Consider the following 13,110-nt stretch of genomic DNA (forward strand, 5'->3'; position numbering starts at 1 on the left):
GCCCCCATCCACCTCTCCATGAAGGCCGCCTAGGTTTCCTCCCCGCCATTCCGATCCCCCGCGACGGGCCCGACACCCTCACACGGTGTCGGGCCCGTCGTCGTTCGCACGGGCGGTTGCCTTGACATGAAAATTACGTGCGTAATATTACATCCAGAATCCAAGGAGCCACACATGACGACCAGCTACATCATCGACGCCGTCCGGACCCCTCGTGGGCGCGGGAAGATAGGCAAGGGCGCCCTCACGGGGCTGCACCCGCAGGAACTGCTCGCGCAGGCGCTCAACGCGCTCCAGCGGCGCGGGGGCTGGGACGCGCGCGAGGTGGGAGACGTCATCGCGGGGTGTGTCTCCCAGGTGAACGAGCAGGGCGCGAACATCGCGCGCAACGCGGTGCTGGCGGCGGGGTGGCCGCAGGAGGTGTCCGCCGTGTCGCTCAACCGCTTCTGCGGCTCCGGGCTCCAGGCGGTGAACTTCGGCGCCATGGGCGTGGCCTCCGGCGCGATGGACTTCGTCGTCTCCGGTGGCGTGGAGAGCATGTCGCACCTGTCGCTGGGCGCGGACGGCGGCGGCCAGGACGGCGGCAACGTGCGCCTGCGGGAGCGCGTCTATCAGGTACCCCAGGGCATCAGCGCGGATCTCATCGCCACGCTGGAGAGCATCACGCGCGAGGACGTGGACGCGCTCGCGCTGCGCTCCCAGCGGAACGCGGCCCGCGCCATCGAGGAGAACCGCTTCGCGAAGTCGCTCTTCGCGGTGAAGGACCCCGGCACCGGCGCCGTCCTGCTGGAGCGCGACGAATACCCGCGCCCCGACACCAGCGCCCAGGGCCTCGCCGCGCTCAAGCCCGCGTTCGTCGCGATGGGCGACACGGTCGTCGGTCCGAACGGGGAGACGCTGGATGGCATCGCGCTCGCGGCCTACCCGCAGGCGAAGCGCATCCAGCACATCCACACCGCGGGCAACTCCAGCGGCATCGTGGACGGGGCCGCCGTGGTGTCGCTGGCCTCCGAGCGCTACGTGAAGGAGAAGGGCCTCAAGCCCCGCGCCCGCATCCGCGCCATGGCGACCCTGGGCACCGAGCCGCTGCTCATGCTCACGGCCCCCGCGCCGGTGAGTGAGAAGGCCCTGCGCCTCGCGGGCATGAAGGCCCGGGACATCGACCTGTGGGAGATCAACGAGGCCTTCGCCGGGGTCGTCCTCCAGACGACGCGCGCGCTGGGCATCGACCCGGAGCGAGTGAACGTCAACGGCGGCTCCATCGCGCTGGGCCATCCGCTGGGCGCCACCGGCGCGATGCTGCTGGGCACCGCGCTGGATGAGCTGGAGCGCACCGGCAAGCAGACGGCGCTCATCACCATGTGCATCGGCGGTGGCCAGGGCATCGCCACCATCCTGGAGCGCGTGTAGCGCTTCAGCGTTCCTTGAAGTGGCGCACCATCGCGTTGAGCCGCGCGCGGACCTCGCCGATGCGCACGGGCTCCTGGGCTTCCAGGGCCAGCCGGAAGGCGGCGATGACCGCTGCGAGTTCGTCTCGCAGCGGTCCCGTGAGCTGGACGAACAGGGCGTCCGCGCGCGCCATCGCGGTGGTGTTGGGCAGGGCGTCGCGCGGGTGCAGCTTGAGCGCGTTCATCCGCTGACGCGCCTCCTCCAACTGCTCCGGCGTCAGGCGTCCGGGGCGCTGTTCGATGACGAAGGAGGACTTGCGCCCGGTGGCCACCACCGTCATCTCCACCTCCAGGATGCCGTTGAGGTCGTAGGTGAAGCGCACGTCCACGGCCTGTTCACTGGCGGGCGCGGGCGGCAGGCCCTGGAAGAGGTATTCCCCCAGCTTGACGTTGTCCTCACAGCGGGCGTGTTCGCCCTGGTAGACCTCCAGGCGGATCTCCCGTTGGAAGTCGCGGCCGGTGAAGTAGCGCTCCACGCGGCTCGTGGGGATGACGGTGCCGCGCTCCAGGATGGGGCTGAAGATGCCGCTGACGTGCTGCCGGCCCTCATGCGCCGCGGTGGCGACGCCCAGCGTGAACGGCGCCACGTCGGTGACGACCAGATCCTCCACTGCCCGGTCCCCACCCTTCATCGCGCCCTGCACCGCGGCCCCCAGCGCCACGGCCTCGTCCGGTGGCAGCTTGCGCAGGGGCAGCCGCCCGAACAGCTCCGCGCTCATGGCCGCCACGCAGGGCATGCGCGTGGAGCCGCCCACCAGCAGCACCTCGTCGATGTCCTTCGACTGGAGCGACGCGTCCTTCAGCGCCTGCCGGATGGGCCCCCGCACGCGCTCCAGCACCGGGGCCCAGGCGCGGTTCGCCTCCTCGCGGGTCAGCTCCAGGTCCAGGGTCATCCGGCGGCCCGTCTCCAGCGGCAGGTCCGGCAGCACCAGCCGTGTGCGCTCCGCCGAGGAGAGCCGGCGCTTCACGCCCTCGCACGCCTCGCGCAGGCGCGACCACGCGGCGGCGTGTTCCTCCAGGTCCAGGCCCTGCTTCTCCCTCCACGCGTGCGCCACGTGCCGCGCGAGCGCGGTGTCGAAGTCCTCGCCGCCCAGGCGCGCGTCGCCCGCGGAGGACTGGATTTCGATGACGCCTTCGATGATCTCCAGCACCGTCACGTCGAAGGTGCCGCCGCCCAGGTCCAGCACCGCGACGCGCAGCTCGCGGTCCCGCTCGTGCAGGCCGTAGGCGAGCGCCGCGGCGGTGGGCTCGTTGATGATGCGCTCCACCTTCAGGCCCGCGATGGCGCCCGCGTCCCGGGTGGCCTGCCGTTGCAGGTCCCCGAAGTAGGCGGGCACCGTCACCACCGCCTCCTCGACGGGCATGCCCAGGGCGGCCTCCGCGTCCCGCTTCAGCGAGCCCAGCACCAGCGCGGACAACTCCTGCGGCGTGAAGGAACGGCCGCCCAGGATGCGCGGACGCTCCAGGCCCATGTCGCGCTTGAAGGCCACCGCGCCACAGGTGGGGTCCAACACCGCGCGGGCCTTCGCGGCCGCGCCCACCAGCACCTCCCCGTTCTCCATGAGGCCCACCGCGCTGGGGGTGAGGACCTCGCCCAGCGCGTTGGGCACCACCGTGGGGCGGCCGTCGCGCATGACGGCCACCAGCGAGTACGTCGTCCCCAGGTCGATGCCCACGATGGGGCTCTTGCCCTGACCGTCACTCATCGGTTCATCCCTGACATACGTTCAAGAGGGCGCGCCGGAACTCCTCGCGGGCGGACTTCAGCCTCTGGCGCTGGGCTTCCTGCAGGAGCCCGGCATCCGCACCCAGGGCGGCGACCTGCGCTTCCAGTTGCCGCTCCACCTCGGCCTGCTCGCTGAGCACCTTCGAGCACCTGCCCGACGCGCCCCACACCACCAACTGTTGCAGCGTCCCGCAGAGCCGCTCCCCGTCCTGCATCTCCAACTGCGAGCAGAGGCGGGTCGCCAGCCGACGCGCCTCCACCACGACCGGCCGCTCCGTGCTCCTGTGCTCCCGGACCGAGGGAAGGAAGACGGCCTTGAGCAGGAAGAACAGGAGGATGAACACCCCCGACGAGACACCGCGCCCCTGGGGCGACCGCACCGCGTTCCAGAGGACCGTCAGCACCGTGGGGCGCGGTGACTCCGGCGGCCGCAAGAGCGGCGACTTCAGGAGGCCCTCCAGGCCCGGAGCGTGTGCACGCAGCAGGCCGACCGCCTCCGACGCGCCCTCGGGAGAACGTTCGCGGAGTGCCTCGAAGGCGTCGCGCACGGGGTCCAGTGCCCCGTCGAGCAACGCATGGGCGAGCCCCGAGCGAAGGGCGGGATCGAACCCATCCGGCAGGGCCTGGAGTTGCGCGAGCAGCGGCCAGATCCGGGCGGTCTCGTCGGACTTGAAGGCGTCCTGCAATCCTTCTTCCCGGACCCAGGCCGCGTAACGACGTCCGATTTCGCGCGCGAAGGCCGGTTCGGCTTGGAGGTGCAGGAGGAGCTGGACCTGCAGGAACCAGCTCGGCGGGGGGGGAGGTTCCTGCGGATGGGCGGCCATGCGCCCGAAGGCGACCAGCGCGCACTTCGCGGCGCGCGCACCATCGCGCTGCCGGAGCAGTTGCTCCGTCAGGCTCCAGAAGAAGCCCTGGGGCGCCCCGGACTCCGCCAGCAGTGTGAATTCCGCGTCCTCCAACTCGCGGGGAAAGCGCTGAGCGAGTTCCACGAGGAAGCCGGTGAAGCCCTGCCGGTACGAATCGCGGTACGCGACCAGGGTCTCGGGGATCCGGTCGGCGGCGAGCAGCGCTTCCACCAGCCATTGCCGGGCCTCGGCCATGTCCGGCAGCGCCTCCACCGCGCGCCGAGCCACCTCCACCGGTGCCTCCGGGGGTGCGTCCGGAGGCAGCGCGCGGAACTCGGCGCGGAAGCGGTCGAATACCTCCTGACGTGACAGGGAGACCGGACCCGCGGCCCCCAAGGAAGCGGCGGCGTCTGGCGGAGGAGCGAGGGGTTCCGCCTGGGTTCGCGGTCCTTCGCGGCCCTCGCGAGCCGCCAGCACCGTTTCGTATGCCTGTCGCAGGCGGGCGAAGCCATCGGGGTCCGTCTCCGGCTTACGGGTCTTGAGCCGTCGCAGGTACGCACGGCGGATGGTGTCGCCCCCAGGGTCGGCGTCCACGCCCAGTTCCTGGAGTGCCTCCTCGAAATCCATGCGGACGGCGACGATAGCGCGGGACGGCCTTCACGGCACGCCGGGCACTGCCTCTCCAGGGACCACCTCCCGGGGTGCACCTGACCGTGTATGAGGTGCGAGGAATCACGTAGGAATGAGCAGACATGTTCCCTTGATTGCGCCCACCTGGCACCGGGCCTCCGCCAATTGGCCGATGCGCTCCGGGGCCAGCTCCGCTGTGCTCCGGGCACATGCTCCGTGCCAAGCTCCTCCCGTGATGAACCTGCGCCAGGATCCGGTGGCTTCGCTTTCCGCGTTGTCCTCCGTGCTCGACCTCGCCAATGGGCTGGAGGGGGAGAAGAGCCTGCTGACCGGCCTGTTCGCGCTGGAGCTGGCGCTGGACGGCGGCCTGTCCCGGGCCGACGCCCGGGCCGCCTTCTACGTGGGCCTGCTGCGCCACCTGGGCTGCACCGCCTACGCCGCCGAGGAGTCGCGGCTGGGCAACGACGTGCACCTGCGCCGCAACCTGCTGCGCGGGGACGCGGGCCGTCCCGACCATGTCGTGCGCTCGGTCCTGGACGCCAACTCCAGCCTGCCCCGCCGCGCCGCCGGACTGGCGCGCCTGCTGACGTCCTCGCGGCGACTGCGCTCGGAATGGTTCGCGGAGGCGTGTGGCGCGGCGCGACTGCTCGCCTCCGGACTGGGCCTGGACGCGCGGGTGCTCCAGGGGCTCGATGAGGCGTACGAGCGCTGGGATGGCGCGGGCGGCCCGCGATTGCTGGGCGGCACGGACCTGCACGAAGTCGGGCGCGTCGCGCAGGCGGCCCATGTGGCCGTCGTATTCTTCGTCGGCTCGGGCACGGCCGTGGCGCAGGAAGCCCTCGCGCTGCAATCCGGGACGACGCTGGACCCGGCGTGGGCGAAGCGGGCCCTGGCCGCGACCGCCTCGCTCCAGACCTTGTCGGATGCACGCATCGAGGCGGCGGAAGCGTGCCTGCTCGAAGCGCCGCCCACCCTCGACGCCACCGCGCTGGCGATGACCTTCGGGGACTTCGCGGACCTGCAGAGCCCCTTCACCCGCGGACATTCACGGCGCGTGGCGGAAGCGTGCGCATCCGCCGCGCCCTGCCTGGGCCTGGACGCTGCGGAGCAGACCACGCTCCAACTCGCGGCATCCCTGCATGACCTGGGACACGTGACCCTGCCCACCGGCCTGTGGCTGCAACCCGACTGGTCCCGCTCGGACCGGGAGACGTCCCGGGCCCATGCCCACGCCACCGAGCAGTTGCTCACCGCCACGCCCATGCTGCGGGACGCTGCGCGGCTCGCGGGCGCGCATCACGAGCGACTGGATGGCGGAGGCTATCCCCGGGGCCTCGCGCCCGCGGGCCTGTCCCGCTCCGCGCGACTGCTCGCGGTGGCCGACGTCTGGGTCGCGCTCCAGGAGGAGCGGCCCCACCGTCCCGCGCGGGCCGTGGCCCTGGCGAAGCAGGTCCTGGAGGCCGAGGTGAAGACAGGCCGGCTGGATGCGGACTGCGTCGCGGTGGTGACCGGGACGAAGGATGTCCGGCGCGCCCTCGCCGCCGGCCCCACCTCCGCGCTGACGCCCCGTGAGGTGGACGTGCTGCGCCTGCTGGCGGGCGGAGCGACGAACAAGGAGATCGCCGGGAAGCTCGGGGTGTCGGACCGCACGGTGCAGCACCACACCATCCACATCTACGAAAAGCTGGGCGTGAGCACCCGCGCGGGCGCCTCCCTGGTGGCCGCGCGCGCGGGCATCGTGTGATCCGCCATCTGGCCGATGTGGGCCTGGGCACCTCGTGGTGCATTGGGCCCATGAACAAGCCCTTCCCCGTCGTCCCCTTCTTCACCACCCTGGCCGCGCTCGTCCTGTTGCAGGGCTGCGCCACCGCCACCGCGTGCCGGACCCGGCCCTCCGCGTCCCCAGGCTTCGAACGGACCGCCTCCGACGGCATGTGCCTGAGCAGCGTCCGCTGGGAGCCTCCCCAGCCGCCCGTGCGCGGCGTGGTGGTCCTCATCCACGGCCTGCGGGACTACTCCGACCGCTATGGCCGGCTCGCGGAAGCGCTTCAGGCCCAGGGCTTCGCCGTCGTCGCGCAGGACCACCGGGGCCACGGCCATTCCGGCGGTGACCGCCAGCGCCTGGAGTCGATGCAGCAGCTCGTGGATGACGTGGACGGCGTCGTCCAGGACGCCCGCGCACGCCACCCGGGCGTGCCGGTGATGGTCTTCGGCCACAGCATGGGCGGGCTCATCGCCACGCACTACGTGCTCCAGCACGCCTCCGACGTGTCCGGGCTCATCCTGAGCGGCGCGGGCATCGTGCTGCCGCCGGGGGTGTCTGGCTTCGACACGCGCCTGGCGAAGATCTTCGGCACCATCCTCCCCGGGCTGCCCGCGCAGGACCTGGACAGTCAGATGTTCCTGCACGACGGCCTGGAGAAGGAGCAATTCCTCGCCGATCCGCTCATCACCCACGAGAAGCTGCCCGCGCGCTCCGCCAAGGCGCTCATCGCCGGCATCGAAGCGCTGGAGGGGAAGTTCCAGGACCTGAAGCTCCCGCTGCTGGTGGTGCATGGCGGCGAGGATGTCATCACCGCCATCGATGGCAGCCGCGCCCTGGTGGCGCAGGCCACGAGCACTGACAAGCGCCTCATCATCTACGAGGGTCAGCGTCATGACCTCGCGCACGAGCCCGACGCGGCGAAGGTCGTCGGAGACATCGTGGGCTGGGTGGACGACCACGTCCCGCCAAACGCCGCCGCGACCGCCGCCCCCTGACGATGGGAGCCGCCGAGAGGCCGACTCCCCCTGCGGATCAGGGCCCGACGAAGGCCACCAGGGCATCGCGGACCCAGGAGCAGCGCGCGGGCATCGCCGCGAGCCTCACGGACATCGTCGCGGAGCTCGCGAACGAGCCGGGCCAGCGCGAACGGGCCTGGGTTCTCTTCCACGAAGCCGTCGACTGCGGGCTGGGGCATCGCTGGCAAGGCGCTCACCAACGTCGAACTGGTGGACTCGGTACGCGCGAGCGCCATCGCCCTGCGCGCGGGCCAGGCCGGACGCCAAGCAGGTCTCCAGAGATTCGTTCCCCCTTCCCGCGACCCGGGGTTCTCCGCAAGGACGCGCGCCTCGTGGAGCGCAGCCGTGGACAGCGACGTCGTGCTGAAGCGGACGCCAGGGCGGGTCCATGGGCAGCGGCGTCCGCCGGGGCCACTTCACGCCGAACCTGTCCGACTGTCGGACAGGTTTGCGCCAACTGCAGCCGGGGCCGCGCCGGACCGCCAAGGCGACGAGGGCGGTGGGCCCTCCAGTCCATGTCAGACGCCTCTGCTTGGATGGCAGAGGCTTTGGCGAGGAGGGTGATGGGGATGGAGCGGGTGGGACTCGTTGCGCAGGTGGAGGAGCAGCTCGAGCGCGAGCTGGTGCTGGGGCGGCTTCCGGGAAGTGGCCAGCTTGGCTCGGAGCAGAAGCTGGCGTGCCATTACGGGGTGAGCCGGGGCACCGTGCGCGAGGCGCTGCGGCGGTTGGCGGCGCGGGGCCTGGTGATGCAGCACCCCGGGCGCAAGGCGCGCGCGGTGGCGCTGGACGCGTCGCTGACGCTGGAGAACCTGGGCCTGGCGCTGCATGACGAGCGCTCCGCGGAGGGCCGGTGGCTGCTGGAGGGCTTCTTCTGCCTCAAGCGGCAGGTGTTGGTGGAACTGCTGGCCGACTGCTGCGCGAGGGCTTCCGCGGCGGACCTGGGGCTGCTGGCGGACGCGTGCTTCAAACTCTGGGACGCGGCGCGCTGGGAATCAGGCGCACGCTGCGCGCAGTTGGAATTCGACTTGCTGCGGCTGGCGGCCCGAGCGGCGGCCCGTCCCGGGCACCTGCTCCTCATCCAATCGCTTCGGCGAGCCCTGCGGGGCAGCGCGGCCCGGCTGCTGCTCCTCATGGGCGGCGAGTCGCTGCGCCAGTGGGCCTGCTGCGCGATGGGGGCCCTGCGAGAGCGTGACACGCGGGCGCTCCAACACACGCTGCCGGCGCTGCTGAAAGCGTGTGATGAGCAGGTGTTGGGGCAATTCGCGCCCGCCCTCCAAGACGAGCCACGGGAGGCCCGCCCCCGAGAAGAAGCGCGTGGCCCTGGCCGCCTCGCGCCAGCCGCCGAGGACACCGTGGCGCTCGGAGGGGTACCTCGCCCATATACGCAGGCCCTTCCCGTGGAGCCAGACCGCGAGGCGTTCCGGGCTCCAGCCGCACCTGGTTTCAACCCCGGCGAACCTGGCGAGAAGAACGCCGGAGGGGACGAGCCAGGCTCCGCCTCGGGAAACCTGTCCGACTGTCGGACAGGTTGGGACGCTTCGTCCGCGGAGGGGAGGGTTTCCAGCCCGAGCCTCCCCCCACCGGCTTTCGCGGACCCGCCTGAGGGGCGGTGCTCAAGGGTGGGCCGACCACTTCACGACGCCCAGGGCAAGTGCCCCCACCGCCGAGGCCGGCGGGCTGCGCGCTTCTGGAGCGTCCAGGACCTGCGCCCCAGGCCTGAGCGGCCACGGTTCTTCGCCACTGCTCGCGTCCATGCGGCTCAGGCCCCTCTTCTCCTGAGGAGGCACGCCTGCGTTGATTGACCTCGGATGCAGTCACTCGAGCCGGGTTTCCACACCGGGTGCGTCAACGAACTTCTGGCGACCTGCTTGGACACGAGTCGGGCCCCCACCCTTTCGGGGCGGGCCGCTCGGCACCTGCTGAGCACCGCTGAAGCGACCTCCTCCTTCAGCGGTGCTCGACTTCTCACGGCGCGTACTTCCAGGTGGCCGTCACCGCCGGCTGGAAGCAGTGCACGTGGGCCTTCGTGGCGCTGGGAAGCTCCTGCACGACGCCCGCCCCGTAGCCCTGAGCGCGGCACCACTGGCTCACCTCCAGGCGCGAGCCCGGCACCGTGTAGTCACCCAGGTTGGACACCGGCCCCAGCACGGACTTCTCCACGTCCGTCTGGAGCCCGGAGTTGAAGCAGCCCACCCACGGCCGAGACGTCACCTCGAACACCTGCCCCGTGGTCCACCCCTGACTGTTGCAGAAGCGGTGCGCCGCGGCAGTGCAGTGCGTGCCCGTCATCACCCGCTCATCCGTGCAACCGGAGTGGATCCGCGCCAGCTCCTCGAACGTGACCGCCACGCTCTGGTGCTGGATGGGCGCGCACGCCACCGTCAGGTCCGTGGCCGTGGACGCCACTGGCACGCCGGCGAGCGAGATGGGCGGACGGTTGCTGACCAACTGCAGGATGGTGTCCCAGGTGTTGGAGGTGCTCGCCATCGCATCCCCCGCGCCCCGCTGCGCACAGCCCCGGTGCATCGCGGACGCGCACGCCTGCGTGTTCAGCGCCGCCACGCTGGTGCAGGCCGGTGCCTGCGCACTCATCGCGAACTGGCCCGCCGAAGGCGTGTGCTGGATGGCCTCCTCGCGGCAGTTCGCGCCATGCGCCGTCATGCAGATGCTCCGGTTTGAGCGCGCGTGCGTGAAGATGCGCACCTCGTCGATGGCACCCCGGAACGAACCCTCGCCGTTCACCGGGCAGCGCTGCGCGTCCAGGTTCGCACCCGCGCCGATGTAGAGCGTCCCCGTGCCCAACCGGGCCGTTCCCGGCGCGACGGGCAGCGTGCGGTTCGTGGGCACGCCGTTGAGGTACTCGTTGAAGACGCCAGTGACGCCGTCCCAGGTGTACGCCAGATGGCTCCACTGCCCCACGGGCAGGGCGGGACTGAAGCCCAGCCGTACCCGCGTCCCATTGACGACCAGGGAGAAGTTCACCTGGTTGCCGGCCTCATAGATGATGTCCAGCCCCCCGGACTTCTGCATCAGGTAGCGGTACGGGTTGCCGGTGGTGCAACCCGTCTGGATGTCCGCGTCCGGCCGCACCGCGAACTCCACCGACAGGCCCCTCACGGACGCGCCCACGCCCGGCACCGTGCCGGAGGCGTCCGTCAGGTTCACCGCGAGCGCGCTGCCGCCGGGCACCATCAGCGCCTTGCCCTTGCCGTGCGGCTGCCACAGCGAATCCGTGGGCGCCGAGCGCGTCACCGCGTTGCCCGGGGAAATGGACGCGCCGCCCACCATCGTGCCCGTATAGAAGTGGCCGGACAGGTCCGGCGTGCGCGCCAGGTCGTACGCACCCGCGCGGGTGACCAGCTCGTTCATCGGCAGGAAGAGCAGGTGGAATGGATCCATCAGCTCGCCCAGGTCCACCTCGTTGTAGTCGCCCGTGTTGCTGCCGAAGAGCGCCAGCACGTCGTGCGTCTTCGTCACCGGCAGGTAGTGCGCTTCGTTGCTCTGGCCCGGGGGGAAGTTGCGCGACGGCAGGCGCTCCTGCTCGAAGTTCCACATCGGTCCGGAATAGAAGAGGTGCGCCAGGTCCATGCGGTCCGTGTTGATGGCCCCGTCGATGTGGTACGCGGTCCAGTTGGTGTCCGCGCCCACCAGGCTGACCGCCTCACGCCGCGCGCCGTCGGTGTACGTGACGGCGATGTAGACGAGGTTGCGTCCCTCGTGGTCCACCCAGGCGTACGCGCCCCGGACGAGCGCCCCGGACGTCGTGTCACCGAAGTCCTCGCCCGTGGCCGCCTTCAGGCGCTTCCACGCGAGCGGGTAGCGCTTCACGCCCGCGTTCGGGTCGTTGAACATCATCGACAGCGGACGCGGGGTGCTCCAACCCGTCCTCGCGCACGGCGTCGCGTTGTACGCGTACATCATGTGGTCGATGTTGCCGTTGTTCGCGGGCCCGCCCTGGTAGATGAGCAGCCGACCGTCGGACGTCATCGTCGGTTCGATGCCCCGGATGTCCGCGCCGGTGACGGTGGTGAGCTTTTCCAGCGCCCCCGTGGTGAAGGATGAGATCTCCGCCTGCGTCGTGAACGGCTGGGACACCCGCACGTCCACCGGACGGCGGCGGAAGATGTTGTCACCGTTGTACATCTGCGAATCGAAGAGGAACGGCTGATACACCGCGATGCCGCCCGAGAGCGTGTACGGCTGCGCCGGATTCGTGAAGCAGAACGCCAGCGCGTTCTCCCCGTCGTGCACGTCCACCGTCCTGCCCGTGGAGAAGGCAGCTGAGAACGACGGCAGGCCCGAAGCGTCGTACGTCACCGCCTCCGGGCGGAACACCCGGGCGCGCCATGTGGTCGTCATCGTCGCCGCGTCCTCACGGACGTTCCCGATGAAGACGCGCCCATCCACCGTCGAGGAATGTCCGTTCGAGCCGAACGGCGTCCGGATGCGCGTGTTCACCAACGACGGGCGCCCCTCCGCGAACACCCCCGAGGGCACCACCGCGAGCGCCGCGCCGAGCAACGCCCCCAGGCTCCAGGTAAGTTTGTTTTGCATGGAAAGGAGGATAATCAAACCTCCCTCGCCTACCCAACCCCACCCGGCCCTCCGTCAGGGGTGGGGAAGGACGTCGCGCAGGAACCAGCGGACCTCCTCCAGCACTTCGCCGTCGACGCCATGCGCGAGCGTGGGCAGCACGCGCAGCCGGACGCGGGCGCCGCGCGCTTCGAGCCCCCGCGCCGCCTCGTCGGAGAGCCGGGCGGGCATGACGGCATCGCGCGCGCCGTGCACGAGCAGCACGGGGACGGAGGTCATGTCCGCGACAGCGGGGGCGTCCTCGGCGAGCCGTCCGGACAGGGATACGACCGCCATGGGCGGCGGCTGACGGTGGAGCGCCAGCCACTGGGCCAGGATGGCGCCTTGCGAGAAGCCGACCACGACCAGCCGCTCCGGGCCCAGGTCCCGCTCCGCGAGGGCGCCGTCGATCCACGCGGACACCTCCGCGCCCGCCTGCCGCACGCGCGCGGGACGGCTCTGCTCGGTGATGCCCTGGAGGCTGAACCACTGCCGGCCCGTGGTGGCGCCGTCGAACGGATGCAGGCCGTCCAGGACCACGACCTCCGCGTGCGGAACATCGGGGGCCAGTGCCCGCGCGATGGGGAGGAACGACTCCGCGCTCGCCCCCACGCCGTGCAGCAGCACCACCAGGTATTCGGCACGGCCCGAGGACGGAGGGAGCGTGAGCACGCGCGCGGGCGTGGGGGACTTCGGGGCCATGGGCGTCTTCTCCGGGGAGGAAGGAGGGGTGCGGCCACAACCCGCTCCCAACAGCGCGAGCAGCAGGGCGACCACGAGGTGCGGGAGCATCAGCTTCGGGGCGTGGCCTTGGGCTCGCCGCCCACGCCCCAGTTCTCCGCCGGCAGCTCGCGCAGCAGGACGCGGATGCTCTCGCGGGACACGCCGAGCACCCGCTCGGCCGCGTCGGTCAGCTCGCGGATGAGCGCCGCCTTGCGCTCAGGTGTCCGTCCGTCGAGGAGGGTGACGTCGATGATGGGCATGACCGGACTCTTGGCTCAGGAAGGGTTCGAAAGGTGCTGTAAAGCGCGCCCGCTGAACAATCCCCGCGACCCCTTCCTCCAGGAATCGAACAAACTCTTGCGCTTTACTCGTTTTTCATACAAGT

General features: G+C 71.0%; 9 protein-coding genes. 4 read left to right on the plus strand and 5 right to left on the minus strand.

Translation table 11 applies throughout. The features are described from left to right. Positions 1-174 precede the first annotated feature (174 nt). Positions 175-1,410 carry an acetyl-CoA C-acetyltransferase gene (locus D7Y13_RS08575; protein ID WP_120583297.1) on the plus strand — a complete coding sequence of 412 codons (1,236 nt, stop codon included), beginning with the start codon at positions 175-177 and terminating at the stop codon, positions 1,408-1,410. A 4-nt stretch (positions 1,411-1,414) separates the two neighbouring features. Here D7Y13_RS08575 and D7Y13_RS08580 read toward each other — a convergent pair whose 3' ends face one another. After that, a complete protein-coding gene (locus D7Y13_RS08580) occupies positions 1,415-3,154 on the minus strand; it encodes an Hsp70 family protein (protein ID WP_120538245.1) in 1,740 nt (579 codons plus the stop codon). A 4-nt stretch (positions 3,155-3,158) separates the two neighbouring features. Further along, positions 3,159-4,646, minus strand: a complete 1,488-nt coding sequence (locus tag D7Y13_RS08585) for a hypothetical protein (RefSeq protein WP_120583298.1) — start codon at positions 4,644-4,646, stop codon at positions 3,159-3,161. Between the two features lie 238 nt (positions 4,647-4,884). Between D7Y13_RS08585 and D7Y13_RS08590 the strand changes: the two genes are divergently transcribed. From D7Y13_RS08590 to D7Y13_RS08600, 3 genes are all read left to right on the plus strand, one after another. Beyond that, positions 4,885-6,393 (plus strand): HD domain-containing phosphohydrolase, encoded by a 1,509-nt coding sequence (locus D7Y13_RS08590; protein WP_158620346.1) that lies wholly within the window; start codon positions 4,885-4,887, stop codon positions 6,391-6,393. Positions 6,394-6,443: 50 nt separating this feature from the next. After that, the gene (locus tag D7Y13_RS08595; protein WP_120630656.1) at positions 6,444-7,409 is read left to right on the plus strand and encodes an alpha/beta hydrolase; all 966 of its coding nucleotides are present in this window, start codon (positions 6,444-6,446) and stop codon (positions 7,407-7,409) included. Positions 7,410-7,999: 590 nt separating this feature from the next. Beyond that, positions 8,000-9,232: a FadR/GntR family transcriptional regulator gene (locus D7Y13_RS08600; protein ID WP_370451663.1), complete on the plus strand. Its 1,233-nt coding sequence runs from the start codon at positions 8,000-8,002 to the stop codon at positions 9,230-9,232. Between the two features lie 163 nt (positions 9,233-9,395). Here the strand turns inward: D7Y13_RS08600 and D7Y13_RS08605 are convergent, their stop codons facing one another. The 3 genes from D7Y13_RS08605 to D7Y13_RS08615 are packed head-to-tail and all read right to left on the minus strand — an operon-like array spanning position 9,396 to position 12,985. Beyond that, entirely contained in the window at positions 9,396-11,984 is a 2,589-nt protein-coding gene (locus D7Y13_RS08605; RefSeq protein WP_120583302.1) for a LamG domain-containing protein, read from the minus strand. 54 nt (positions 11,985-12,038) lie between these two features. After that, positions 12,039-12,794, minus strand: coding sequence for an alpha/beta hydrolase (locus D7Y13_RS08610; RefSeq protein WP_120583303.1), 756 nt, complete (start codon positions 12,792-12,794; stop codon positions 12,039-12,041). Beyond that, complete coding sequence (locus D7Y13_RS08615) at positions 12,794-12,985, minus strand: tautomerase family protein (RefSeq protein WP_120583304.1); 192 nt, start codon at positions 12,983-12,985, stop codon at positions 12,794-12,796. The genes D7Y13_RS08610 and D7Y13_RS08615 overlap by 1 nt, the downstream gene beginning before the upstream one ends. Positions 12,986-13,110: the final 125 nt, after the last annotated feature.

The organism is Corallococcus praedator, from assembly GCF_003612125.1.
Classification (GTDB): domain Bacteria; phylum Myxococcota; class Myxococcia; order Myxococcales; family Myxococcaceae; genus Corallococcus; species Corallococcus praedator.

Coding starts and splice junctions, on each gene's coding strand:
- D7Y13_RS08590 (WP_158620346.1), top strand. CDS start 4,885: ATGAACCTGCGCCAGGATCCGGTGGCTTCGCTTTCCGCGTTGTCCTCC.
- D7Y13_RS08585 (WP_120583298.1), bottom strand. CDS start 4,646: ATGGATTTCGAGGAGGCACTCCAGGAACTGGGCGTGGACGCCGACCCT.
- D7Y13_RS08580 (WP_120538245.1), bottom strand. CDS start 3,154: ATGAGTGACGGTCAGGGCAAGAGCCCCATCGTGGGCATCGACCTGGGG.
- D7Y13_RS08575 (WP_120583297.1), top strand. CDS start 175: ATGACGACCAGCTACATCATCGACGCCGTCCGGACCCCTCGTGGGCGC.
- D7Y13_RS08595 (WP_120630656.1), top strand. CDS start 6,444: ATGAACAAGCCCTTCCCCGTCGTCCCCTTCTTCACCACCCTGGCCGCG.
- D7Y13_RS08610 (WP_120583303.1), bottom strand. CDS start 12,794: ATGCTCCCGCACCTCGTGGTCGCCCTGCTGCTCGCGCTGTTGGGAGCG.
- D7Y13_RS08615 (WP_120583304.1), bottom strand. CDS start 12,985: ATGCCCATCATCGACGTCACCCTCCTCGACGGACGGACACCTGAGCGC.
- D7Y13_RS08600 (WP_370451663.1), top strand. CDS start 8,000: ATGGAGCGGGTGGGACTCGTTGCGCAGGTGGAGGAGCAGCTCGAGCGC.
- D7Y13_RS08605 (WP_120583302.1), bottom strand. CDS start 11,984: ATGCAAAACAAACTTACCTGGAGCCTGGGGGCGTTGCTCGGCGCGGCG.